Below are 23534 nucleotides of genomic sequence, written 5' to 3' on the forward strand. Positions count from 1 at the left end.
TTATCCTTTTCCGTTTGCACCAGGCAGGGCGTAGCTGGTATCTGTACGCATAACCAGTACTCGCTCGCCATGGCCTTTTTTCCTGTGACTGCAAATCCTCTCGACGATCCGTTCTACTACTTGAACAACTTCATGCAAGTGCTTGATTGGCTTGAGCATCGCTATGCCGATGTGTTGAGTGTCGAAGAGCAACACTTCATCCGCGAGTTCAATCGGCTACCCCGTGAGTCCAGGGCGCTGTTGGTCAGGATGGTGATGCGCAAGGGGAATCACTTCAGGGCGAGCAAGCTGCATTACCTCGAGATCGGCGACATCGGCATCGCCGCCGGCCCACTGCTGGCGCTGGGCTGGATCGATGAGCAATCGCCGCTGTCAATCGAGGCGCTGTTCGAGGTGCTGCTCAAGGCGGAAATTTTCCAGTGTTTTGGCACCACCATCGAGCAGCCCAAGGGAAAAAAGACCGATTGGCTGCCCGCACTGAGCGAACAGTTCCCCCAGACTCACAGCTTCGGCCAGTGGTGCCCGTCGCTGGATGACCGATTGTTCAGCCTGACCATCATGGGCCTGTGCGACCGGCTGCGTTTGATGTTTTTCGGCAATCTTTACCAGGACTGGTCCGAGTTCGTGCTGGCTGACTTGGGCATCTTTACCTATGAAAAAGTCGAGTTCTGCGCCGATTCCAGAGGCCTGCGCAGCCGTGACGACGTGGATGCCTGCCTCTTCCTTCATGAGTGTCAGCAGCATTTCGAGGCCGGCGAAGCAGTGCAAGGCATTGTCGAGCAGATCAACGGACTGGCGCTGAGCAATCCCTGGCTGCAACGACGTCGCGGCAAACTGTTGTTCCAGATCGGTCAGCATTGCGAGCGCCTGGCGGATTTCTCTACCGCACTGACGATCTACCGCGAGTGTATCTATCCCGGCGCGCGATTGCGGTTGATTCGCGTGTTGGAGCGCTGCGGTGAATACCAGTTGGCCATGGACCTGGCCGTCGCGGTGGAGCAATCGCCGGAAAGTGCCGCCGAGCAGCAACAATTGCTGCGTGTGCTGCCCAGGCTGCGGCGCAAGCTGGGCGGGCCGGCGATCAAGCGCGTATCCCCAAGCGCGATGCTGCGCCTGGACTTGCACCTGCCCAGAACCGACCCGGCGTTGTCCGTGGAGTATTACGTTCAGGCGCATTTGGCGGAAGATTCGGCACCGGTGCATTACGTCGAGAACAGCCTGGTCAACTCGCTGTTCGGTCTGCTGTGCTGGCCGGCGATCTTCGCACCGTTGCCGGGGGCGTTTTTCCACCCGTTCCAGCGTGGGCCGGTGGATCTGCTCAATGAAGATTTTCACGCGCGCCGCGCGGGGCTGTTCCAAAACTGCCTGGCTGAACTCGATGACGGGCGTTACCTGCAGACGATTCGTGAACGCTATGCCAGCAAGTGGGGCGTGCAGTCGCCCTTCGTGTTCTGGGGTGTGCTGAGCGAAGAGTTGCTGGATCAGGCACTCGATTGCCTGCCGGCCGAGCACCTCAAGCACTGGTTCAATCGACTGTTGTTGGACATCAAGGCCAATCGCGCCGGTATGCCGGACCTGATCCAGTTCTGGCCGCAGGACAAAACCTACCGGATGATCGAAGTCAAAGGGCCCGGTGATCGCCTGCAAGACAATCAATTGCGCTGGCTCGAGTTCTGCCATGAACATCAGATGCCGATTGCCGTCTGTTACGTGCAATGGGCGGAGCAGAGCGCTTGAGTTACAGCATCGCGGTGCGGGCGCTGTGTGAATTCACCGCCAAGGTCGGTGACCTCGACCTGCGTTTTACGCCCTCGCCGACGGCGCTGGAAGGGATTGTCGGGCACCGTACGGTGGCGTCCCGGCGTAACGAGGGCTACCAGAGTGAAGTCGCGCTTGAAGGCTTGTATCAAACGTTGAAGGTGAAGGGCCGGGCCGACGGCTACGACCCCGTGCAAAATTGCCTGGAAGAAGTCAAAACCTATCGCGGAGACTTGAGCAAGCAACCCGCCAATCATCGTCAGCTGCACTGGGCGCAGGCGAAGATTTACGGCTGGTTGATGTGTCAGAAACTGGATCTGGCGCAGATCAATCTGGCCCTGGTGTACTTCGACATCGTCAGCGAAAAGGAAACCTGCCTGGTCGAGGCGTTCAACGCCGCGGAACTGGGGCTGTTCTTCGAAGAACATTGCGCCTTGTTTCTGCACTGGGCCGAACAGGAAATGGCTCATCGCGCAGGGCGTAATCGGGCCGCGCAACACCTGGCGTTTCCCCATGCCGACTTTCGACCCGGGCAACGTCATCTGGCGGAATCGGTGTTCAAGGCCGTCAGCACCGGTCGTTGCTTGATGGCGCAGGCGCCCACGGGAATCGGCAAGACGGTGGGCACGCTGTTCCCGATGCTCAAGGCCCTGACGCCGCAGCAACTGGACAAGGTGTTCTTCCTCACGGCGAAAACCCCGGGGCGCAAACTGGCGCTGGACGCCGCGCAGGTGATCCTTGAGAGCGCCGACGCGCCGCCCTTGCGGGTCCTCGAAATGATTGCCCGGGACAAGGCCTGCGAGCATCCGGACAAAGCCTGTCACGGTGAATCCTGCCCGCTGGCCCAGGGCTTTTATGATCGCTTGCCCGCCGCTCGCCAGGCGGCCAGCGAACTGAGTCTGTTGAACCAGAGCGCATTGCGCCAGGTCGCTCTGGAACACGACGTCTGTCCCTACTACCTGAGCCAGGAAATGGCCCGCTGGGCAGACGTGGTGGTCGCCGACTACAACTACTATTTCGATTTCAGCGCGCTGCTGTTCGGGCTGGCCCAGGCCAATAACTGGAAAGTCGCAGTGCTGGTGGACGAAGCCCACAACCTGGTAGAGCGCGGTCGGCAGATGTACAGCGCCAGCCTCGACCAATCCACCCTCAACGGCGTACGAAAAACCGCGCCTGAGGCGTTGAAAAAACCCTTGCAGCGGGTCAACCGTGAGTGGAATGCCTTGCATAATCTGCAACTCGGCGCCTATCAGGCCTATGACAAGGCTCCGGAAAAACTGCTCCAGGCGTTGTCGTCGTGCAGTGCGAGCATCGGCGACTACCTGAACGATCATCCTCAGGGCCTGGACGGGCCGTTACAGAACTTCTATTTCGACTTGCTGCAATTTTGCCGCGTGGCCGAACTCTTCGATGAACAGTTCCTGTTCGACATCAGCAAGCGCGACCTCGACCGCAAGCGCAACCTGTCGCAGCTGTGCCTGCGCAACGTGGTGCCCGCCGGTTTCATCCGCCCGCGATTGACGGCTGCCCGCAGCACCGTACTGTTTTCGGCGACCTTGAGCCCCCGCCACTACTACGCCGATCTGTTGGGGACGCCGGCAAACACGGTGTGGATCGACGTCGAATCGCCGTTTCATGCCGACCAGTTGCAAGTGCACATCGTTAGTCAGATCTCCACTCGGTTCGTCCATCGCCAGTCATCCCTTGCACCGATTGTCGAGCTGATTGCCCGGCAGTTCAGCCAACGTCCCGGCAACTACCTGGCGTTTTTCAGCAGCTTCGATTATTTGCAGCAAGTGGCGCAGTTGCTGGCCGAGAGGCATCCCGACATCAATCTGTGGTCGCAGTCCCGGGGCATGGGGGAAGGGCAGCGTCAGGACTTTCTCGATCAGTTCACCACCGACAGTCAGGGCGTCGGTTTTGCGGTGCTGGGTGGGGCTTTTGGCGAAGGCATCGACTTGCCCGGTGCGCGCCTGATCGGTGCGTTCATCGCCACCCTTGGGCTGGCGCAACTCAACCCGGTCAACGAGCAATTGAAACAGCGCATGGCGGCGATTTTCGGCGCCGGTTATGACTACACCTACCTGTTTCCCGGTGTGCAGAAAGTGGTGCAGGCGGCGGGGAGGGTGATCCGCACCCAGCAGGATCAAGGAGTAGTGATGTTGATCGATGACCGGTTTGGCGATAACAAGGTCAAGCAGTTACTGCCGCGCTGGTGGTCGATTGCCCCGAGGTTTGTTCACTCAACCGAGTAGGATTTTTTACTTTAAAAACATCGACATATCTTGAAAGACACGCCGATTTGAACAAACAGCGAATGCCCGCTTTATTCAAAGGGCGAGTCATCACTTTCAAACCAATCTTTGATAAGGAAATCAAGGTATGTCAGCAGCACCGAAATACACGTACACCCCTGAGCAGGTCACCGCAGCATTCGATGAAATAAAAGCAAGGCTGTTCTGCGGCATCACGATCGAGGCAATCCCAAAAATGCTGGTCGTTGCCGGGCTGCAAGGGTCAGGCAAAACCTATCTGCTGGAAAAGAACCTGCTGCCTTCAAAACGCTACGACAACTATGTTCGTCTGTACCTGCCCGACTACCGCAAAAAACACCCCCAATACCCAGAGATGATCAAACTTGGCGTCTTGCATGCGTATGAGCATACCGAGGCATTCGTCCGAGAAGTCAGTGCGAAAATCTTTACGCAGGCCTTCACCGGCAAATACAACCTCATCATGGAATGTGCGTTCGACAGTATCGATTTCGCGGCTTTTCCACCGACGGCAACAGCCCAGGGTTATCAGTTCGAGAGTCACATCGTTGGCTGCACTCAAGAGTTTGCTCATGTGTCGAGCATTAAACGAGCACTCAAAAGCCTTGAAAATCAGGAAATGGAAAGGTTTCTTACGGTGTCGAAACTGAATACCAGCATGGGTTACGCACAAGCGATCATCCTGGCTTTCGAGACGGCTGCAAAGGCAGTCAGCGGTTCGCAAATCACTGTGTACGAACGTGGGTTCGGTGTGTTGAACCAGCGGACGGTGCGTGCTCAGAGCACCTACACCATAGCTGCCGACGGCTCGGTGACTACTTCGACGACCATGAGGCCTTTTGAGTACATCGTTTACTCGCGCATTACGGATAACCACGTTTTCGCGGTGAACGGTCACTACGAAATCGTCAAAGAGTGCCATTTGGCATTGCTCAAGGCCGGGACGCATGCCTCCTATGTCCCAGCCTTTGTCTACAACGACCTGTACACCTATATCGCCAAATACGTGCACCGATAACACTTTACGTCGAGAGGTGTTTTTTGGCTTTCCAATATCCCGGTTTGTCGCATACTCCAGAAAAACACCAGTGACGTGAGGGATCAATGAGCGAGGATCGGACCAAAACCAGCGCCATCGAGGACAGTCGTTTTCGCCTGTTGATCGATGCTGTGATTGACTACGCGATCTACATGATTGATCCCGATGGAATCATCACCAGCTGGAACTCTGGCGCCAAGCGTTTCAAGGGGTATGAGGAGGCCGAGATTCTCGGCCAACACTTCTCGCGCTTCTATACCGAAGAGGACCGCCGTGCCGGTTTGCCCCAGCGAGCACTGGACACGGCGATCAGGGAGGGTCGTTTCGAGGGGGAAGGCTGGCGGGTTCGCAAGGACGGTACGCATTTCTGGTGCCATGTGGTTATCGATCCGATTCTCGACCCGTCGGGCAGGTTGCTGGGGTTTGCCAAGATCACCCGGGACCTGACCGACCGCAAGATGGCTGAAGAAACCCTCAAGCAAAGCGAGCAGCAATTCCGGCTACTGGTTCAAAGCGTCACTGATTACGCCATCTACATGCTCACCCCGGAGGGCCGCCTGGCCAACTGGAACCTCGGGGCCCAGCGGATCAAGGGCTACTTGCCCGAAGAAGTCATCGGCCAGCATTTTTCGATGTTTTACACCCCGGAGGACCGTGAGGCCGGCGAACCACAGCGGACTCTGGACATTGCAACCCGTGAGGGGCGCTTCGAAAACAAAGCCTGGCGCGTGCGCAAGGACGGTACGCGGTTTCTGGCACACGTCGTGGTCGACCCGATTTGGGGCGACACCGGCACGTTACTCGGGTTTGCCAAGATCACCCGTGATATCACCGAAGTCACTCAAGCCCAGCAGGCCCTGGAGCAAACCCGCGAAGCGCTGTTTCAGGCGCAGAAGATGCAGGTCATCGGTCAACTCAGTGGTGGCATTGCCCACGACTTCAACAATTTGCTGACCGTCATTCTTGGCAATCTGGAAATCATCCGCAAACGCGTCGGGGACGATTCGAGAATTACCCGATTGGTGGACAACGCCACTCAGGGTGCGATGCGTGGCGTAACCCTGACTCAGCGCATGCTGGCGTTTGCCAGACGCCAGGAGCTCAAAGCCGAACCCGTCGAGATCCCGGCGCTGGTCCAAGGGGTCACAGGACTGTTGCGCAGCTCCCTCGGTCCCTCCGTGGTGCTCGAAACGCGTTTTCCGCCAGAACTCGAACCAGTTCTGGCTGACGTCAACCAGCTCGAACTGGCGATACTGAATCTGGTGACCAACGCTCGTGATGCAATGCCCCAAGGCGGAAAAATCGTGATCAGTGCCCAGACAGATGCTGTTCCGGACACGGCGCAGCTTTCCCTGGCGCCCGGTGGTTATGTCTGCCTGAGTATCACCGATACCGGTGAGGGAATGGATGACGCCACGCTGGGGTCGGCGATGGACCCTTTTTTCACCACAAAAGGCGTCGGCAAAGGAACTGGCCTGGGGCTGTCGATGGTTCATGGTTTTATCGAGCAATTGGGCGGTCGATTCGTTCTCAAGAGTCAGAAAGACAAAGGCACAACCGCTGAACTGTGGATACCCGTCGCCACCGCTGGTTCAGTCGCCAAATTTGTTGCCGAGGAGCAAGCTGCGCCGCCCGTGCCCCGTCTGTGCGTGATGGTGGTGGATGACGACAGCCTGGTCTTGACCAGTACCTGCCTGTTGCTCGAGGACCTGGGGCATCGAGTGATCGGTGCAGCGTCCGGTGCACAGGCGCTGGCAATGTTCGACAGCGAACAGGCGATTGATCTGGTTATCACGGACATGGCCATGCCGCAGATGAATGGCGCGCAACTGGCGCAGGCTATCCGGGTCATAAAGCCGAGCCTGCCGATCATTCTTGCCACCGGTTACGCCGAGCGCCTGGAAGGTTTCGCAACCAGGCTTCCGCGCCTGTCCAAACCCTTTACCCAACTCAATCTGGTGGAAATCATCGCCTTGACCATGAAATGACAAGCGAGCTCAACGTTCGGCCTCGGATCCCGCGTTCTTCTTGAAACCACGCACGTTCATGGCGCACAGGCAAAACTGCAACACGATCAGTGCATAGGCCTGGGTGTGGTAACCCCATATCACCCACAAAAAATTGCTGACAATAAAACAGACGAAGCCGAGACCCTGCGCCTGGGACTTTGCGAACCGATCAACCACGCCGCCAGCACCGTGACCAGCATCGCTGGCCATTGCACCCAATCGAGATAGCCCATTGCAGACCCCTTTGTCTGTCATTCCAGCTGAACTTGTCGGGAGGTGTTTCTTCTAAACGTTTTCCATCCCGTGCGTGACTCTTGTGCCAAAAATACTGACCGAGGCCCCGGCCGAAGAAACCCTGACCGAACACAACGCCAAGATGTTCGGTTCACCCAAGGAGCGTCTGGATTTCTACCGCCGGGAAATCCAGTACGAAACCAGCATTCTGGCCAATCGCACCGACGCCTACCTGGCGGCGCAATCGTTTCTGGTGATTGCCTTCGCATCGTGCATGTCCAACCTCAACCCCGAGTGGGGGAAACTCTTCACGCTGGTGGTGCCACCCTTGTTGGCCCTGTTGGGACTGCTCAGTTCGCTCAACGCCTGGCCGGGCATTCGCGCGGCGTACGACATCATCGATCATTGGCATTTCAAGCAGAGTGAGTTGCTACGCAGCGAGCCCTTGATGGGCCTCGCTTACGATGAGTCGCCGCTGTTCAGTGAGATGGAATCGTCCCATAAGGGATATCGCAAGTCGTTGTTATTTTCTGTGCGTACGCCGTGGATTTTCACCACTTTCTGGGTGCTGTTGGGCAGCTACGCGTTTTACATTCAGGTGACCAACCCGGGTGCGTGAACCGAACAACCAAAAAAGCCCGGCATATGCCCGCCGGCATATGCCGGTAATGCTGTCCTGCCAACTGCATCAAGCCGCCAGATTGGCTGCACTCATTTCTTTCTTGTACTGGGCTTTCAAGCTTTCCATCTGTGCGCCCAATTCCTCGAGGGTGGCTTTACCCAGCAGCTTTTTGGCCTGAGGAAACATTTCCGTTTCCTCTTCTTCGATGTGGTGTTCCAGCAGTTCCTTGACCACTTTCACGCGACCGGCAAATTCCGGGGTGGACGGGTCCGTGACTTTGAGGTCTGGCAGCACCAGCGAATCAACAGTGCGATGTTCTTCCTTGGCTTCGTAATACATGATGTCCTGCTCCTTACCCCCGGCTTTCTTGTACGCCGGGTACAAGACTTCTTCTTCGAGACGGGTATGGATGGCGATCTCCATTTCCAGCTTGGCCAGCAACTCGCTGCGCTTTTTTACACCACGTTCGGTGGATTCGCTTAACTGGGTCAGGATGCCTTTTACACGTTCATGGTCGGCTTTCAACAGGTCTATGGCGTTCATGGTCGAGTCTCTCCAACGAGTCAGGGGGTAAGCGCGAACGGTCTCAAGGCCGAAAGTCGCTCATAGACCTTGAGCATTTGTCGTGCCGATTTTACGGTGCGATAACTTGCATATAAAACAATAGCTTGAAGTAACTAATGGCAATCTGCGGTCATGCAGCCTGCATGAGTCTGGACATCGACTCATGCAGTTCGCGGTGGAGCATTGATGTCCCGGACAATAAAAAGCCCGGCGACTGTGCCGGGCTTTTCAGGTTCATGTTCTGGGTTCGAGCGGCGGGTGCAAGCGATGAGCGTTTTGCGTGGACATCGAGACAGGTGGAAAATCTTCGTTGAGCACCCGCAAGTGCTCGATCGCATCCTGGAACGTCAAGTCGGCCTTGCTGCGCATGGCCTGATAGCGATCAAACAGCTCCACGTCCATGTCACTGCCCTCGAGTAATGCAAAAGCGCTGCGGCTCAGCGCCTGGGCCTCTTCAAACATTTGACGATTACGTTCCAGGGCGAATGCCCGGCAGGCTTTGATTTCATCGGAGGTGGAATAGTGAATCATGACCAGCACCTGATTTTCTCGAGGTCCCTTTTGATAGGTATCGACGCCGCAGGGGAACCGAACCTGGTATGTCCCGCCGTGAAAAAGCCGGGCGAGATTAAAGTTGTGACTGGCCGGATGGCCATAGAACTTCAATTTTATAGACGTTAAAATTCGATAACTCGGACCCTGAAAGCACAGACATCAAATCAAGTATCCTGTTTTTTATGCTGTTCATATCGAGCCAGGATCGGCTGAGTGCTGAGCCCGTGGATGAGGATGCTAAGCGCGACCACGGACAAGGTCAGATCGATACAGAGTGTAGAGATCGACTCGCCCAGCCCGTGGTTCAGGGCATAAAACAGGTAATAGAGACTGCCGATGCCGCGTATGCCGAACCAGCCAATCAACATTCGCTGGTGACCGTTGAGCAAACTGCCCCAGGGCATGGCGACGACGCTCAGCGGTCGAATCAGACAAAACAACACGCCAGCGATTGGCAACGCACGCCAGTCCCAGTGCGCCACCAGCACCACGCCGAGCAGCGTCACCAGAAATACTTCCATGGCCCGTTCCACCAGGCTGCCGAAGGCGAGCATGTCCCCCATCATGATGCCCGCGGCGACCTGAGTTTCTTCAAGGCTTGCGGTATCGCCATGAACCGCGTGCTGCGGCTCGACGTTCTGATGGCCCACAACAGGCTGGACGAGATGCTCGGCGGGAAGTTCGTCGCCGCCCGTGGATTTGACTTCTTCGTGACGCAAACCCAGACCTGCGGCGAACACCGACAGAAAGCCGTACCCTCCAATCGACTCGGCCCCGACATACGCCAGAGCAATCAAGGCGAGGGCGAGGTAGTCATTTGGGGAAAGGGTGCTGTCGTCATTCTTGATGCGCATTAACAAAGTCAGTCGGCCAATACCGCGTCCCATCCAGTAGCCGGTAAGCAAACCGGCCGGGACTGCCCATAACAGACTGCGCAGCACCCAATCGCTCAGCCAGCCGGGGTTGCCGTCGTGTTGCACCAGGAGCAGGCCGAGGATGACAAACGGGAAGGCGATTCCGTCATTGAGCCCGGCCTCACCCGACAGCCCGAAGCGCACGCTGTCATCATCCCGGGCGTCGTTGACTTGCACCAGGGCGGCGAGTACCGGGTCGGTAGGCGCCAGAATCGAGCCGATCAACACGGATGCGCCCCACGACAACTGGAATCCGTAATGCAGCAACAGGCTGACGCCGGCAATGGTCAATACCATGACCGGACCGGCCAGGCCGTAGGCGATGCGCCAGGTTTTATCCTTGAGTGGCAAGCGCAACTTCAAACCGCAGACAAACAACGAAAAGAGCACCGCGACTTCCGTCAAGTGTTCCATCCAGGTGGACGCATTATCGGTGTCCAGTTTCAACAGCCCGAGCCCTGCGGGCCCGATGGCCACACCCAGCACCAGACACACCGCCGACGTGGTCACCGGCATCCATCGCAGGTACGACGACGTCAGCGCCAGCGTCAGCAGCACGGCGCCCAACACCGCCACCCATAAAATGAAACTCATGCTCTGTACTCGTCGGGTGCGTGCCGCGAAGTAGGGCCTCTGGCAATCAACCGACGGTCGCGCGCAGCCTGAACCGGGCGCGGCCCGTGGCAAGGGTCCCTAAACGTATTGAGGGGTCAGTATTGTCAGGCGTTCATTTTTTATCCGCTGACCCGAGCGTGGCCCGATGGAGGGAATTGTTTGGAGGTGGCGAAGGTCAACCGAACTGAAGTCCAGTTACTGGCCGCGGAGCACGCGTTGGAACTGCTTCCGCATTTCCATCAACGGGCATTGGCCGGAGAGCAAGGGCAGGGCGCACACGATGAACGATGAATCCGGCCATACCGATTACCACAGCCGCGACTATCCGGTGCGCGAAGACATGACGCATCAGGTCAAGGTCTGGCGATTCGAGCGTTGGGGCTGGTACACCCTGGTGCTGTTGGTGTTGCTGGCGCTGCTCGGGCTGTTTTCACGCGGGCCGCTGAGCACCCGGGATGTTCACGGTGACGACGGCAAGGTCCGGGTGCAATACGAGATGTTCCACCGCCACGGATCGTCCAACCCGATGCAGATCAGCGTGAACGGTGCGCCCAATGCCACCGTTGAGCTGGAACTGACCGGGGCGCTGCTGGACGGTTTCAACATCGAAACCCTGCAACCGCACCCCCTGCGTGCCATCAGTGCCGGGCAGGGCATGACGCTTTGGGTGCAGACCGACGCTCAGGGCCAGGCAACCCTTTATCTGACGTTGCGCGGCGATGGGCTGGGACTGTTTCGCAGCCGCATTGCATCGCCCGGCGCCATGCCCGTGAACCTCAATCAATTCATTTTCCCTTAGGTGACCTATGGACTCGGTATTGCGCGCGGCCGCGATGTATCTGGCGCTGATGGTGCTGTTCAAGATTGCTGGCCGGCGTTCTTTGGCCGAGTTGACGACATTCGATTTTTTGCTGTTGATGATCATCGGTGAGGCGACGCAACAGGCGTTGCTGGGCGATGACTTTTCCCTGACCAATTCGATGTTGGTGATCGTCACGCTGATTGTCATCGACGTCGGCCTGTCGCTGCTCAAACAGCGTTCGCAATGGATATCACAGCTGATCGATGGTGGGCCGACGATCATCGTCGAGAATGGCAAGTTTCTACACAAGCGCCTGCGCCACGCGCGATTGATCGAGGCCGACATCATGGAAGCCGCACGCTCCAGTCAGGGCATCGAGACTCTTGATCAAATCAAGTTTGCGATCCTGGAGCGCAACGGCAAGATATCGGTGATTGCTCAAGAGCGGTCGTGAAGCTGCTGCTCAAAGCATCGGCTTGCCACCGGTAATTCCATAGCGCTGGCCCGTGATGTAGCTGGCCTCATCCGACGCCAGCAACACATAAATCGGCGCCACTTCCACCGGTTGGCCCGGCCGGCCGAGCGGGGTCTGCCCACCAAAGTTCTGCACTTCTTCATCCGGCATGGTCGAGACAATCAACGGCGTCCAGATCGGCCCCGGTGCCACGCAGTTCACCCGAATGTTCTTCGGCCCCAGCATCTGCCCAAGGCCAGCGGTGAAGTTGGCAATCGCTCCCTTGGTGGTGGCGTAAGGCAGGGGGTAGGTTTGGGCATGTCCGAATTGACCGAGCTGGTGTTGATGATCGAACTTGATTGTTCCCACGAGGGAGTGGGAACAATCAATCAAAAGGTTAGGCCTTTCGATTGAGCAAACTACGCTCCATCCGCGCGATGCCTTCTTCCAGCAACGACCGTGGGCAGCCGAAGTTCAGGCGCACGAACTGTTTGCTGTCATCACCGAATTCCAGACCCGCGCTTAACCCGACTTTGGCGTGTTCAAGGAAGAACTGCTGTGGGTTGTCCAGGTCCAGCGTCGAGCAATCGAGCCACGCCAGATAGGTACTTTGGGGCACCTTCATAGTGACACCCGGCAATCGGGTGCGAACGGCGTCGACCAGGTAATCGCGATTGCTTTGCAGGTAGGCCATCAGCTCGACCAGCCAGGGCCCGGCTTCGCGGTAGGCGACGCGGGTGGCTTCCAGGCCCAGCGGGTTGACGCTGTCGACCAGACCGCAGCGCGCGTGGTTGACCCGCTCGCGGATGGCCCGGTCCTGGATGATCATGAACGAGGTTTTCAGTCCGGCGATGTTGTAGGCCTTGCTTGCCGACATCAGCGTGATGGTGCGCTTGGCGACTTCCGGGCTCAACGTTGCGATCGGCACATGCCTGCGTCCGTCGAAGCACAGCTCGGCGTGAATCTCGTCGGAGATAATCCAGGCGTCCTGTTCCAGGCAGATGTCAGCCACCGCTTGCAGTTCTTCCCTCGGGAAGACCTTGCCCAGCGGGTTGTGCGGATTGCTCAGCAGCAGGGCGCCGCCACCTTCCAGGGACTGGCGCAAGGAGTCGAGCGGCGTGGCATACGTACCGTCCGCCATCGCGTCGAAATTCAGTTCAACCTTGTTCAGCCCCCAATGGCCTGGGGCATGGCGCAGCGGCGGGTAGTTGGGCGTCTGGACCACGACGTTCTGCTGCGGCTGGACCAGCGCATGCAGGGCCATATTGAAACCCGACTCCACGCCTGGCAGGAAAATCAGCTCATGAGGCTCGACGCGCCAAGCGTACTTGTTCCAGAGGTCGGCGACGATGGCATCGCGCAAGTCATCCTGGGCCACGCTGTAGCCAAGCATCGGGTGCTCCAGACGTTTTTGCAGGGCCTGGCTGATCACCGGCGGTGCGCAGAAGTCCATGTCGGCCACCCACATCGGCAACACGTCGGCCGGGTAACGGCTCCATTTGGTACTGCCGGTGTTGCGGCGGTCGAACACCTGATCAAAATCGAAAGTCATGCTCAGTCTCATAAAAGCCGGGATTAATTCGGTAGCCATGATAAGCGCTAAGCCCTGTGGGAGCGAGCCTGCTTGCGGAGGCCGATGCTCGGCCCGACAACGCCGAAGTCCCGAACGATTCAGGTTCGACTCCGGCGGCCTTCCGCCATTTTTCCTTTCAACTGAGCAACCGGGCATCCAGCCCAAAGCGCTCCTGAGACACAAGTTTGAATTGATCCGCGGCCAAGTCGCAGCTCACCAACAGATTCCACGAATGACGGGTAACCGCAGAGGGGATAAGCAGAAAGGGATGCTCGGCCAGCAGCTCATCAGCAAACAACTGCTGATTGGGCGAGAGTTGAGACGGGATGAGCCAATTCGGGTTCGGCACATCTTCGGGCTGAACAACCTTGATGAAATTCGAATCCAGCACTTCGAAACACGTCAACACGTGAGGCACCCTATCGAGCGTATCGAAGCCTGCGTGGGCCGCGACTTCCAAAATGGCAGTGGACGGGTCGGCCGAAGCATAAATAACTCGGCGGCCGGGAGGGTTCCATCGACCACCAGATTGCTGCGCACCAATGCCACTGTCCCACGTGTCCTTGAAGACCTCGCGGTCAAGGCGCCAAGCGTGCCACTTCCCATCCCAGGGCAAAGGATTCATTGATAAACCCCGTGTTCAATCCGGGTCAAATAGTCCTCGACTACCTGGAAGCCAAGCGAGTTGTCGATCAGCTCCAGCGGGATATTTCCGTCCAGGTATTTGCAGGGTTTCTTCAACCAGTCCTCAGCCAACTGCTGATTGCCAAACACATTGATGGCGTGCTCCAGGGCCTGCGCATACTGGAAGGCGACTGTACTTTGTTGCTGGTTTAGCCGCACTGGTTTGGTCTCCTTCGCTAAGCGCTGGACGGTCCTGAGGGACTTCCCTGTAATGCGCTGAACAAGGCCGTGCGCCATGTAAAGATCGGATATGGAAAGCATGTCCCTGACGTCGCTCAGGTCAAAGCCTTCCTGTGTGTATCGGATGATCAACATGCGCGTATCACCTTTGCGGCCATGTAACAGCACCTCAGTCGGTTTTCGGATGACACTCTTTGTCTCCGTCCCTACGACTGCTGTTCCTGTGGGTTTGACGGCAGGCTTGTCTGCTTGATTCGCGGCGGGCATACCGATTACCTCCATACGACATTTGACGCAATAATAGCGCCAAATGTCGCGCCCTGCGCAATAGAGTTTGTCGGCGAGAGTATTGCTCCCGCACGTTCCGTCCACAGCATGAAAACAAGCCTGCCGGGCGCCAGGTGCTCTAATCTCTCTTGCCTGACTGGTGCTACCACGTTAAACGTTGCGCGTCCGACGGCCAACCCGAAAAACAGGTGGGACAAATACTCGATTTTTTGATTTTCGACACCACTTGTGGGACCGCGCTGACGCCAAATCCAAAGATCGCGTGTGTAAAGACACTCAGTGTTACTTCGCGGAGGCTACAACACCTTGCGTCGTTGCCTACAGGTGCGTAAGAACCCCCCGAGCTCGCGGTGAACTGGCGCTGGATCAACTCGACCCATCTGAGTAACCACTGCCTCTGTGGCGAGGGGGGGCGCAGGCTTCGCCAGCTACAAGGTATGCGTTACTGCTGAAATGGCATTACCACAGCGCCCGTTTTTTTCGCGCTCGACATCAGCACGCAATAGAAGTTATTGCGCGGGGCCGTCTGTCATTGCATCACATAACGCCCCGGTGCCGACTCAATCGCCGGGTATTGGGCGTTACCGGTATGCAGCACCGAGGGCTGGTGTTCGCCGGACTGTTCAGCCAGCCAGACGAACCAGTCATTCCACCAGCTACCGGCATGTTGCTCGGCATTCTTGAACCAGGTTTCAGGGTTTTTAGTGACCCGATTGTTGGTCCAGTAATGGCGTTTTTCCTTGGCCGGTGGGTTGATCACCCCGGCGATATGCCCCGAAGCGCCCAGCACAAAACGCTTGGTCCCGGAGAGCAACGCGGTGCTGGCGTAAGCGCTTCTCCACGGCACGATGTGATCGTCATGGGTGGCGAGGATGTACGCCGGAGCATCGATGGCGCGCAGGTCCAGCTTGACCCCGCAACAGTCCAGCTCACCGGATTTCAGGTCGTTCTGCAGATAGGTGTGGCGCAAATACCAGCAGTACATCGGGCCTGGAAGGTTGGTGCTGTCGTTGTTCCAGAACAGCAGGTCAAGGGGGATCGGTTTCTGGCCCTTGAGGTACTTGTCGACGTTGTAGTTCCACCACAAGTCGTTGGGGCGCAGCAGCGAGAAGGTATTGCCCATGTCCTCGCCCTTAAACAGGCCGATGGGGCCATCTTTGCCGCCGATGGTGCGCTCGCGGTAGGCCACCAATTGTTCGTCGACGAATATGTCGATGGGGCCTGTATCGAGGTAGTCGAGGAAGGTGGTCAACAGGCTCACGCTGCCGATCTCGCGGTCGCCGCGCGCCGCCAGGACGGCCAGCGCCGAGCTCAACAAGGTGCCGCCGATGCAGAAACCGACGCAATTGGGTCGCTGCTCGCCGCTGATCTCGCGGGTCACTTGCAGGCCTTTGATAATGCCAGTTTCGATCAGGTCATCCCAGGTGGTGCCCGCGTGCTCCTGGTCGAAGTTGCGCCACGACATCAGAAAGACCGGGTGTCCTTGTTTCAACAGATGGGCCACCATCGAGTTGTCCGGGCGCAAGTCGAGAATGTAGTACTTGTTGATTGACGGCGGCACGACAAACACCGGGCGCCGGTACTGGGTTTCGGTTTGCGGGTAATACTGAATCAGCTGGAAGAGTTCGTTCTCGAACACCACTTCGCCGGGGGTGTTGGCGAGGTCGACGCCCACTTTGAACGCGCCGGCGTCGCACTGGCGCATCTTGCCTTCTTGCAGGTCGCTGGCCAGGTGCAACAGGCCTGTGAGGAGGCTGCTTCCCTGGGTATCGACGACCCGTTGCAGCGCATCGGGGTTACTGGCCAGGAAATTGCTCGGCGCACCAGCAGCGATGGCTTGTTCCACCAGATAGAGCAGGCGCTGGCGCGGTTTTTTGTCCGGGATCGCTAACGTGTCCAGCAGTTTCAGCAGAAACCCGGCGTTGAGCAGGTAAAAGGCGGCGAGTGAGCCGAACAGTGGCTGGCTCCAGTTACCGCTGGCGAAACGTCGATCGTCGAAGGTGAAGGGCTGACCGGTCAGCAGACGCTGGCCGAGTTCGCCCCATTGCTGTTGGTAATCCGATTGGAGGCTGTCCAGGGTCCCGCGCGGCAGGTCAAACCACTCGTTGTAGGCCTGGCCGGTAAACCACGGATTGGTGCTGACCCATAGTCGTAGTTGTTGCACTGCAAAGGAGGCAATGAACGGAACTTGGCCTGACCAAAAGGTGTTGAAGGTATGCGCGTTATTGTCCATGGAACTCCTTACCCACATCTGTAAACAGGGCAGAAAAAAAACCGCGGCGCCGGACTTCGGCGCCGCGTCAGCCACTTAAGCGAACACTCCTGTGTTCTAGCGCTCAATGACCAGGCTGACACCCTGGCCGCCACCGATGCACAACGTGGCCAGGCCTTTTTTGCCGTCGCGACGAATCAGCTCGTGCAACAGCGACACCAGAATCCGCGCGCCCGATGCGCCGATCGGATGGCCCAGGGCAATCGCGCCGCCGTTGACGTTGACCTTGCTGGTGTCCCAACCCAGTTCTTTGCCGACCGCCAGTGATTGCGCAGCGAACGCTTCATTGGCTTCGATCAGGTCGAGGTCGTCCAGGGTCCAGCCGGCTTTAGCCAATACCAGGCGAGTGGCCGGTACCGGGCCGATGCCCATGATCGAGGGGTCCACGCCGGCGCTGGCATAGGCCGTGATGCGTGCCAGCACCGGCAAGCCGAGGGCCTTGGCCTTGGCGGCGCTGGCCAGCAACAGCACGGCGGCGCCATCGTTAAGGGTCGACGAGTTGCCGGCCGTCACGCTGCCGTCTTTCTGGAACGCGGGTTTGAGGTTGCTCAATGCTTGCAGCGTGCTGTTCGGACGCGGCTGTTCATCGGTGTCGAACGCCAGCGGCTCACCCTTGCGCTGAGGGATCAGGATCGGGGTAATTTCACGTTTGAAGTAACCCGCTTCGATGGCAGCAGCGGCTTTCTGTTGCGAAGCTGCGGCGAAGGCGTCTTGGGCTTCGCGACTGAGGTCATACTTCTGCGCCAGGTTCTCTGCGGTGATGCCCATGTGGTAGTCGTTGAAGGCGTCCCACAAACCGTCCTGAATCACGCTGTCTTGCAGTTGCGCATGACCCAGACGCAAACCGGTGCGTGCCTTGGGCAGAACATAGGGCGCCAGGCTCATGTTTTCCTGACCGCCGGCAATCACCAGTTCGGCGTCGCCGCAACGGATGGCCTGGACCGCAAGCTGAACAGCCTTGAGGCCAGAACCGCAGACCTTGTTCAGGGTCAGGGCAGGGGTGGTATGGGGCAGGCCGGCCTTGATGGCCGTTTGGCGTGCGGGGTTTTGCCCCGAGCCTGCGGTGAGTACCTGGCCGAGGATCACTTCATCGATCTGTGAGCCGTCCAGTCCTGTCTCTTCCAGCAGGCGGCGAATGACCGCTGCGCCCAGTTCAGTGGCTGGAATCGCGGACAAGGCACCTTGAAAACTGCCAATAGCGGTACGAGTAGCGGCAACGATTACGACTTCGTTCATGCGTGACCTCATAAAAAAGACAACATTCGTCTAGCGCGAGCAGGGCGTCCTTGCCCTGGCCGGTCTACTGCATATTCATGCCGCCGTTAACCGAGAAGTCGGCGCCGGTGCTGTAGCCCGATTCATCGGAAGCCAGCCAGGCCACGATGGAGGCGATTTCTTCAGGTTGGCCGAGGCGCCCGACCGGTGTGGCTGCGATCATGGTGTCGAGAATGTCCGGACGGATGGCCGCGGTCATGCTGGTCTGGATGTAGCCTGGGGAAACGGTGTTGACGGTCACGCCCTTGCCGGACACTTCCCGGGCCAGAGCCATGGTGAAACCATGGATGCCGGCCTTGGCCGCGCTGTAGTTGGTCTGGCCGAACTGGCCGCGCTGACCGTTGATCGAGGAGATGTTGATGACCCGTCCCCAACCCTTGGCCAACATCCCTTCGATCACTTGTTTAGTGGTGTTGAACAGGCCTGTCAGGTTGGTGCCGATCACTGCGTTCCAATCTTCTGGAGTCAGTTTGCGAAAGGACGCATCGCGAGTGATGCCCGCGTTGTTGACCAATACATCGATCGGGCCGAATTGCTCACGTGCCATCTCGAACGCTTTGCGCGTTGATTCCCAATCGGTGATGTCGCCATAAATGCATTCGAATTGATAACCCGCCGCCAGTTGGCTCGCTATCCATTCGTTCTTTCGGGCGGAGTCAGAGCTGCAGCCCACGATGACTTTGAATCCTTCCTTGTACAGACGTTGGCTTATCGCAGTGCCAATCCCACCCATACCACCCGTTACCAACGCAATACGACCAAGCGACTTCATAAGCTCTCTTCCTTTTTGTATTTTGCGCTGCAAGATGGGTGGATTGTTCGGTATTGGCGGGGAGTGCGGAAGTGTTGAGAGGTGACTGTCTGGTGTCCAACGGTGCCATGCATGGAATGAAACTGAACTGTTCACTGCTGTTGGCATCGCCTCGCAGGCTTGGCAGCTACAGGGTGACGAATGGACAGAAAAACTGGCTAAAAGTGAGGATTACCTATACTGGGATCAATATTGGCAGCTGAACTACCCGTTAGCATTTTGATTCAACGCAGATCAGTCATGGCTCCAGACAGGATGTTCGGTTCCACGGGTCATTGAGGACGCCATGTATAGAATGAGTTCAGGTTATGCCAGCGTGCTGGTGAATACGCTCTCGGCACAAGGGCTGGATGTTGCCAGTCTGTGTCGGGAGGCAGGGATGGACATGGAGTCCGTTAAAAACCCGGGAGCGTACTGCGAACGAAGGGCTATTTATCGGCTATGGGAACTGGGAGCCCAGGCCGCTGGCGATCCAGACATCGGTTTGAAGGCCTATGGAAACTTCCATCCCGGTAACCTTCAGATCGTCGGCTACACCATGATGTCCAGTTTGAATCTGAAAAAAGCACTTGAACGCCTGGTACGTTTCAGCCCTTTGATCAGTATCGGATTCAGCCTCTTCTTTTTGCCGGAGCAACAGCATTATCGACTGGCGTCGCTGGATCATCAGCAAAAGGGGTCGGTCAAACCCCGGCAGTACTCGGATGCAGGCATGGCTTCATTGCTGGGTTTTTGCCGTTGGCTGGCGGGAGGCAACGTACCGCAACCGTTGAGTGTGGAGTTCGCCTATCCCGAACCTGCAGACACGTCCGAGCATCAAAGGCTGTTTGGCTGCGACCTGCATTTTGGGGCTGCCTATGACAGCATCCTGTTTGACGGGCAGGAGCTTCTGCGTCCGCTGAGCATGGCTAACGAAGAACTGGCGGTACTGCATGACAGTTTTGCCGAAGCTCGATTGGTTTCGCTGCATGGCTTCACCATCGTCGGCAGAATTCGGGCACTCATTACCAAGCGCTTGAGTCAGGGCCAGGGGCCGTGCGATATGGAGTCGATCGCGGCCGCATTGAACATCAGCAAGCGAACGCTACAACGCACCCTGGAAAAAGACGGGACGCAATTCAAGGACGTGCAGAATGCCGTGCGCCGGCAATTGGCCGAATTCTACTTGCGCAATTCTCGCTTCAACATGAAGCATGTCGCGTATCTCCTTGGTTTTCATGACCACAGCAGCTTCAACAAAGCGTGCAGCCGCTGGTTTGGCATGACACCCGGTCAGTATCGGGCCGATTAATCGCTTGAAATCGTGGAAGCCGCGCCGGTGTGACGCGGTTCTCCTCAGCGTTAAACGTTATTTCACCGGAGGTTTTTTTACGCCTTTCTTGCCCTTGGCAGGTTTGCGCACTGGACTCGCAACCTTGGCGATGGGCTCGGGAATTACCACCGGGGCTTTCTGCTTGATCAGTTCTGGGGTTGCCGTCGGGATTTTCTCCTCGATGGCATCGGCCTCAGCGGGTGGTTGGGTCAGGCTGAAACCTGGCAGGGGGACGTCGAGCAGCGTGTGCAGCTCACACCAGAATGGGTTGTCTGCGCCACTGGTCAGCAGATCCGGCAGCAAATTGGCGACGGCCGCCAACACTTGTTGGCGTTCTTCGACCTCAACCAGCATCAAGGGCAGACTGTGCAGGCTTTCTTGCGGGTGAGTGGCGACCAGCAGTTTTTGCAGGCGCAGGGTTTCGCGCAGATCAAGCGGCCCGGCACTGTAGTCCTGGAGCAACACCTGCAGTTGCAGGATCAATTTTTCGACACTTTCCTTGCCCGGCTCGTCGCTGTCGCGGCCGAGCAGGAACAGAATCCGTATCAAGGCTTCCATCAGACCGCCAAGGGGCAGGGCATCTTGCAGGCGCTCGATCAGGACCTTATCGTGTTGCTTGGCATGTTCCTGGAGATTTCGCCCGGGTGCATTCCCGGTGAGACTATTGAGTACGCCATACACGCCGTAGAAACACATTTCCTGAGCCGCATCGCGCAGATCCCGATAGCCGTTCAAGGCGTCCTGCATCTGGTTGGAAAACAGTTCCTGCCAGACCAGCAACGGGTTGTTTTGGCTGACGGGGTGACGATCCTTGCGCACTTGGGCGGCGCTTCCTGCCAGCCACCACAACGCCGGGTTCAAACTGCTCCAGGCCACTTGCTGCTGATGGAAAGGGTGTGCCCGGCGTAGCAGTTCGGCGCTGGGTTCGTTGATCAGCTGGCGCAGCCATGGGCGTATGAATTCGTCGTACACACCGTTGTTGATGTCGGACGCGCGCTGGACCAGCGCGAATTCGCGATCGTCATCACGAGGCTTCTGCACTTCGCCATGGATGTCGGCGATGCGCCGGGGCTCGAAACGCACGGCATACGGCGTCGCCGAGTTTTCCGGCAGGTCTTCGATCAGCATTTCATACAGCCCGGCTGGCAGCGCATTGATTTCATCGACCGCACCGAGTAACTCACGGTGCTCACGCCGCGCCACTTCACCGGAGACGAAGATGCCCAGATGACCGATGCTCGCGTGCCGCAGGTACACGATGGTGCGTCCGGCATTTTGCAACGCGAGGTCGCTGGGATAGACGTCGGTGATCCAGTCCAGTGCCTGCTGCGGGGAGGTGATGTTGTCGCCATACGAGCAGAACACCACCACCGGCACTTCAATCAGTTTGAGGTCAAGCCCGCTGCTCTTGCGACCGAGGCCGCCGGACAGCTGATTTCCGATGAACAGGTCGTCGACAATCATCTCGATCTCTTCGCCATTGAGCAGGGTCGGGCTGCCCCACCAGCGTTCGAAATCCAGAAAACGTGCGGCCTCGCTGTCGACTTCACTGAACAAGTGGTAGTACTTGCCCCAATAGGTGTTGGCCGGGTCCAGGTGTTCGAAATTGCTCACCAGCCAGGTGCCGTCGAAACGGTCATTGCCGAGGTCGCTGCCGAGGCGCGCCATCCAGCCACCACCCAGCAAACCGCCGGTGTAGCGCATCGGATTGCGCCCGTTGACGCCGGCCCAGTACGACAACGGCGCACCGTTGACGATGATCAGCCCTGGCAACTCCGGCCGGGTGGCGGCCAGGCCCATTAACGCCCAGCCCGCCTGGCAGTTGCCAATGACGACAGGTTTGGCGCTGTCCGGATGCCGGGCGCTGACGACTTCGATGAACCGCGCCTGGGCTTCGACGATGTCCGCGAGGGTTTGCCCAGGGCGGGGCGAGTGACTGAAGGAGATGAAGTAGGTGGGGTGGCCGGCTCTCAGGCTTTCGCCGATGACCGAATCCTGTTTGAACCCGCCGATACCCGAGCCGTGGCCGCCGCGCGGGTCAATGATGATCACCGGCTGTTTTTTGCTGTCGATCTGTTGACCGGGGCCACCGAGGATTTGCAACAGCGAATAGTTGACCGGGCGGCGCAGGTCTTCCCCGGCGACCAGCGTTTCATGATTGAACTTGAGCAGCAGCGGATAACCGGCGCGTTCGTGGGCCAGGGTGTTGTCGCCGCGCTGGCGCAAGGTGTCCCAGAACAACACGCTGCGCTGGCCAAAGTCCGTGAAGTATTCCTGCCAGTCAGCGGGCGTCGGTTGTCTAAGTTGCCCAAGGTTTAAAGGCGCGAAGGTTTTTGCCTGGCGCTTCTGCACGGCGTCGAGGACGTTACGGGTATTGAGGCGTTGCAGATGATTCAGGTGTTCGAACAAACCGATGGGTCCGGAAAGCTCTTCATCTTGCAGCGCAATATTGACTTCCTGACCCATCGTGATCTCCTGACGCTCTACGTGGGAACCTGCGCATCTGAACCCTTTAGTTAAAGAGGGCTAGGCTCGCCGTTCGATAGACTGGAGTTTATAGCGAATAGGGAGAGCATGAGCAAAGTTTATTTTGCACCGCACAAAAATAGACGTTGCCAAATGGTTTTGTGCACTGCAATATCAAGGCTAACGCGATGACTGGCCGGATCGCTATCGCGTCTTCAGGTCCATCAGGGCCTTCCAGTACCAGGAGATTCAAGCATGTCTTTTTTCAATTCGGAAAAACTGCAAACCGCTCAGAAAGCCAACCTCGATCTTCTGCAGCAAATCAGCGGCAAAGTCTTCGCCAGCGTTGAACAGCTCAGCCAGTTGCAGTTCAAGGCACTGCGCGAATCCGCCGAAGAGCAGTTCGAAGGTGTTCGCAAGCTGCTGGCCGTCCGTGATCCACAAGGTTTCGCTGAGCTGCAGGCTTCTTTCACCCAGCCGAGCGCGCAAACCGAACGCCTGGCCGAGTTCAACCGTCAGGTTCAAGCACTGATCGTCGGTACTCAGTCGGACATCGCCAAACTGACCTCGAGTCAGGTCGAAGCTGGCACCCAACAAGTGCAAGAGTTCGTGGAAGCGATCAGCAAGAATGCACCGGCCGGCTCCGAGCCTGTTGTGGCCGCGTTCAAGTCGAGCCTGGCGAATGCCGGTACTGTGTTCGAAAGTGCACAGAAAGCCGTAAAACAGGCTGCCGATGTGGCTCAGAGCAATTTCGACGCAGCGACTGCCGCGGCCACGAAAGCGGCCCCGGAAGCCAGCGCCAAGGCTACCAGCGGTAACAAGTAAGTCACGTCA

At 57.9% G+C, this 23534-nt stretch carries 19 protein-coding genes and 2 pseudogenes; 9 read left to right on the forward strand and 12 right to left on the reverse strand.

All coding sequences use genetic code 11. The features are described 5' to 3' along the window. Nucleotides 1-69 precede the first annotated feature (69 nt). The 4 genes from ACYZT7_RS15825 to ACYZT7_RS15840 all read left to right on the forward strand — a co-directional run bounded on the left by ACYZT7_RS15825 (nt 70) and on the right by ACYZT7_RS15840 (nt 7058). On the forward strand, nt 70-1737 hold the full coding sequence (locus ACYZT7_RS15825) for a VRR-NUC domain-containing protein (protein ID WP_462037303.1): 1668 nt from the start codon (nt 70-72) through the stop codon (nt 1735-1737). Then, a complete protein-coding gene (locus tag ACYZT7_RS15830; RefSeq protein ID WP_462037304.1) occupies nt 1734-4013 on the forward strand; it encodes an ATP-dependent DNA helicase in 2280 nt (759 codons plus the stop codon). Before ACYZT7_RS15825 ends, ACYZT7_RS15830 begins: the two co-directional genes overlap by 4 nt. A 127-nt stretch (nt 4014-4140) precedes the next feature. Continuing rightward, complete coding sequence (locus ACYZT7_RS15835) at nt 4141-5049, forward strand: zeta toxin family protein (protein ID WP_462037305.1); 909 nt, start codon at nt 4141-4143, stop codon at nt 5047-5049. A gap of 86 nt (nt 5050-5135) precedes the next feature. Beyond that, nucleotides 5136-7058 carry a hybrid sensor histidine kinase/response regulator gene (locus tag ACYZT7_RS15840; RefSeq protein ID WP_462037306.1) on the forward strand — a complete coding sequence of 641 codons (1923 nt, stop codon included), beginning with the start codon at nt 5136-5138 and terminating at the stop codon, nt 7056-7058. A 9-nt stretch (nt 7059-7067) separates the two neighbouring features. Here ACYZT7_RS15840 and ACYZT7_RS15845 read toward each other — a convergent pair. Then, a pseudogene (locus ACYZT7_RS15845) lies at nt 7068-7312 on the reverse strand (hypothetical protein). A gap of 83 nt (nt 7313-7395) precedes the next feature. On the opposite strand from ACYZT7_RS15845, the gene ACYZT7_RS15850 reads away from it, so the two are divergent. Further along, nucleotides 7396-7932 carry a hypothetical protein gene (locus ACYZT7_RS15850; RefSeq protein WP_462037307.1) on the forward strand — a complete coding sequence of 179 codons (537 nt, stop codon included), beginning with the start codon at nt 7396-7398 and terminating at the stop codon, nt 7930-7932. Nucleotides 7933-8001: 69 nt separating this feature from the next. Here ACYZT7_RS15850 and ACYZT7_RS15855 read toward each other — a convergent pair whose 3' ends face one another. The 3 genes from ACYZT7_RS15855 to ACYZT7_RS15865 all read right to left on the reverse strand — a co-directional run bounded on the left by ACYZT7_RS15855 (nt 8002) and on the right by ACYZT7_RS15865 (nt 10562). Continuing rightward, a complete protein-coding gene (locus ACYZT7_RS15855) occupies nt 8002-8478 on the reverse strand; it encodes a hemerythrin domain-containing protein (protein ID WP_282378026.1) in 477 nt (158 codons plus the stop codon). Between the two features lie 255 nt (nt 8479-8733). After that, nucleotides 8734-9030 (reverse strand): hypothetical protein, encoded by a 297-nt coding sequence (locus tag ACYZT7_RS15860; protein ID WP_462037308.1) that lies wholly within the window; start codon nt 9028-9030, stop codon nt 8734-8736. 188 nt (nt 9031-9218) lie between these two features. Then, nucleotides 9219-10562, reverse strand: a complete 1344-nt coding sequence (locus ACYZT7_RS15865) for a cation:proton antiporter (protein WP_462037309.1) — start codon at nt 10560-10562, stop codon at nt 9219-9221. A 301-nt stretch (nt 10563-10863) separates the two neighbouring features. Here ACYZT7_RS15865 and ACYZT7_RS15870 point away from each other — a divergent pair, with 301 nt between their 5' ends. Further along, nucleotides 10864-11382 (forward strand): hypothetical protein, encoded by a 519-nt coding sequence (locus ACYZT7_RS15870; RefSeq protein WP_462037310.1) that lies wholly within the window; start codon nt 10864-10866, stop codon nt 11380-11382. A gap of 7 nt (nt 11383-11389) precedes the next feature. Then, on the forward strand, nt 11390-11839 hold the full coding sequence (locus ACYZT7_RS15875) for a DUF421 domain-containing protein (protein WP_462037311.1): 450 nt from the start codon (nt 11390-11392) through the stop codon (nt 11837-11839). Between the two features lie 9 nt (nt 11840-11848). Here the strand turns inward: ACYZT7_RS15875 and ACYZT7_RS15880 are convergent. The 7 genes and pseudogenes from ACYZT7_RS15880 to phbB form a co-directional block, all read right to left on the reverse strand. Beyond that, nucleotides 11849-12195: pseudogene (locus tag ACYZT7_RS15880) on the reverse strand (SDR family oxidoreductase); the annotation flags it as partial. 41 nt (nt 12196-12236) lie between these two features. Next, a complete protein-coding gene (locus ACYZT7_RS15885) occupies nt 12237-13391 on the reverse strand; it encodes a MalY/PatB family protein (RefSeq protein ID WP_462037312.1) in 1155 nt (384 codons plus the stop codon). Between the two features lie 157 nt (nt 13392-13548). Beyond that, the gene (locus ACYZT7_RS15890) at nt 13549-14037 is read right to left on the reverse strand and encodes an RES family NAD+ phosphorylase (protein WP_462037313.1); all 489 of its coding nucleotides are present in this window, start codon (nt 14035-14037) and stop codon (nt 13549-13551) included. Next, complete coding sequence (locus ACYZT7_RS15895) at nt 14034-14543, reverse strand: antitoxin Xre/MbcA/ParS toxin-binding domain-containing protein (protein ID WP_462037314.1); 510 nt, start codon at nt 14541-14543, stop codon at nt 14034-14036. Before ACYZT7_RS15895 ends, ACYZT7_RS15890 begins: the two co-directional genes overlap by 4 nt. Before the next feature lie 550 nt (nt 14544-15093). Then, entirely contained in the window at nt 15094-16797 is a 1704-nt protein-coding gene (gene phaC, locus ACYZT7_RS15900) for a class I poly(R)-hydroxyalkanoic acid synthase (protein WP_462037315.1), read from the reverse strand. Nucleotides 16798-16893: 96 nt separating this feature from the next. After that, on the reverse strand, nt 16894-18072 hold the full coding sequence (locus ACYZT7_RS15905) for an acetyl-CoA C-acetyltransferase (RefSeq protein ID WP_462037316.1): 1179 nt from the start codon (nt 18070-18072) through the stop codon (nt 16894-16896). Nucleotides 18073-18136: 64 nt separating this feature from the next. Continuing rightward, nucleotides 18137-18883 (reverse strand): acetoacetyl-CoA reductase, encoded by a 747-nt coding sequence (phbB, locus tag ACYZT7_RS15910; RefSeq protein ID WP_462037317.1) that lies wholly within the window; start codon nt 18881-18883, stop codon nt 18137-18139. A gap of 325 nt (nt 18884-19208) precedes the next feature. Here phbB and ACYZT7_RS15915 point away from each other — a divergent pair, with 325 nt between their 5' ends. Continuing rightward, the gene (locus tag ACYZT7_RS15915) at nt 19209-20213 is read left to right on the forward strand and encodes an AraC family transcriptional regulator (protein ID WP_462037318.1); all 1005 of its coding nucleotides are present in this window, start codon (nt 19209-19211) and stop codon (nt 20211-20213) included. A 57-nt stretch (nt 20214-20270) separates the two neighbouring features. Here the strand turns inward: ACYZT7_RS15915 and ACYZT7_RS15920 are convergent, their stop codons facing one another. Continuing rightward, nucleotides 20271-22700, reverse strand: coding sequence for a DUF3141 domain-containing protein (locus ACYZT7_RS15920; RefSeq protein ID WP_462037319.1), 2430 nt, complete (start codon nt 22698-22700; stop codon nt 20271-20273). A gap of 255 nt (nt 22701-22955) precedes the next feature. On the opposite strand from ACYZT7_RS15920, the gene phaP reads away from it, so the two are divergent. Next, nucleotides 22956-23525, forward strand: a complete 570-nt coding sequence (phaP, locus tag ACYZT7_RS15925; protein ID WP_462037320.1) for a TIGR01841 family phasin — start codon at nt 22956-22958, stop codon at nt 23523-23525. Nucleotides 23526-23534 lie beyond the last annotated feature (9 nt).

Source organism: Pseudomonas sp. RT4P38 (assembly GCF_054897765.1).

Coding starts and splice junctions, on each gene's coding strand:
- ACYZT7_RS15835 (WP_462037305.1), top strand. CDS start 4,141: ATGTCAGCAGCACCGAAATACACGTACACCCCTGAGCAGGTCACCGCA.
- ACYZT7_RS15885 (WP_462037312.1), bottom strand. CDS start 13,391: ATGACTTTCGATTTTGATCAGGTGTTCGACCGCCGCAACACCGGCAGT.
- ACYZT7_RS15870 (WP_462037310.1), top strand. CDS start 10,864: ATGAACGATGAATCCGGCCATACCGATTACCACAGCCGCGACTATCCG.
- ACYZT7_RS15915 (WP_462037318.1), top strand. CDS start 19,209: ATGTATAGAATGAGTTCAGGTTATGCCAGCGTGCTGGTGAATACGCTC.
- ACYZT7_RS15825 (WP_462037303.1), top strand. CDS start 70: ATGGCCTTTTTTCCTGTGACTGCAAATCCTCTCGACGATCCGTTCTAC.
- phaC (WP_462037315.1), bottom strand. CDS start 16,797: ATGGACAATAACGCGCATACCTTCAACACCTTTTGGTCAGGCCAAGTT.
- ACYZT7_RS15860 (WP_462037308.1), bottom strand. CDS start 9,030: ATGATTCACTATTCCACCTCCGATGAAATCAAAGCCTGCCGGGCATTC.
- ACYZT7_RS15895 (WP_462037314.1), bottom strand. CDS start 14,543: ATGCCCGCCGCGAATCAAGCAGACAAGCCTGCCGTCAAACCCACAGGA.
- phaP (WP_462037320.1), top strand. CDS start 22,956: ATGTCTTTTTTCAATTCGGAAAAACTGCAAACCGCTCAGAAAGCCAAC.
- ACYZT7_RS15890 (WP_462037313.1), bottom strand. CDS start 14,037: ATGAATCCTTTGCCCTGGGATGGGAAGTGGCACGCTTGGCGCCTTGAC.
- ACYZT7_RS15855 (WP_282378026.1), bottom strand. CDS start 8,478: ATGAACGCCATAGACCTGTTGAAAGCCGACCATGAACGTGTAAAAGGC.
- ACYZT7_RS15875 (WP_462037311.1), top strand. CDS start 11,390: ATGGACTCGGTATTGCGCGCGGCCGCGATGTATCTGGCGCTGATGGTG.
- phbB (WP_462037317.1), bottom strand. CDS start 18,883: ATGAAGTCGCTTGGTCGTATTGCGTTGGTAACGGGTGGTATGGGTGGG.
- ACYZT7_RS15920 (WP_462037319.1), bottom strand. CDS start 22,700: ATGGGTCAGGAAGTCAATATTGCGCTGCAAGATGAAGAGCTTTCCGGA.
- ACYZT7_RS15865 (WP_462037309.1), bottom strand. CDS start 10,562: ATGAGTTTCATTTTATGGGTGGCGGTGTTGGGCGCCGTGCTGCTGACG.
- ACYZT7_RS15840 (WP_462037306.1), top strand. CDS start 5,136: ATGAGCGAGGATCGGACCAAAACCAGCGCCATCGAGGACAGTCGTTTT.
- ACYZT7_RS15905 (WP_462037316.1), bottom strand. CDS start 18,072: ATGAACGAAGTCGTAATCGTTGCCGCTACTCGTACCGCTATTGGCAGT.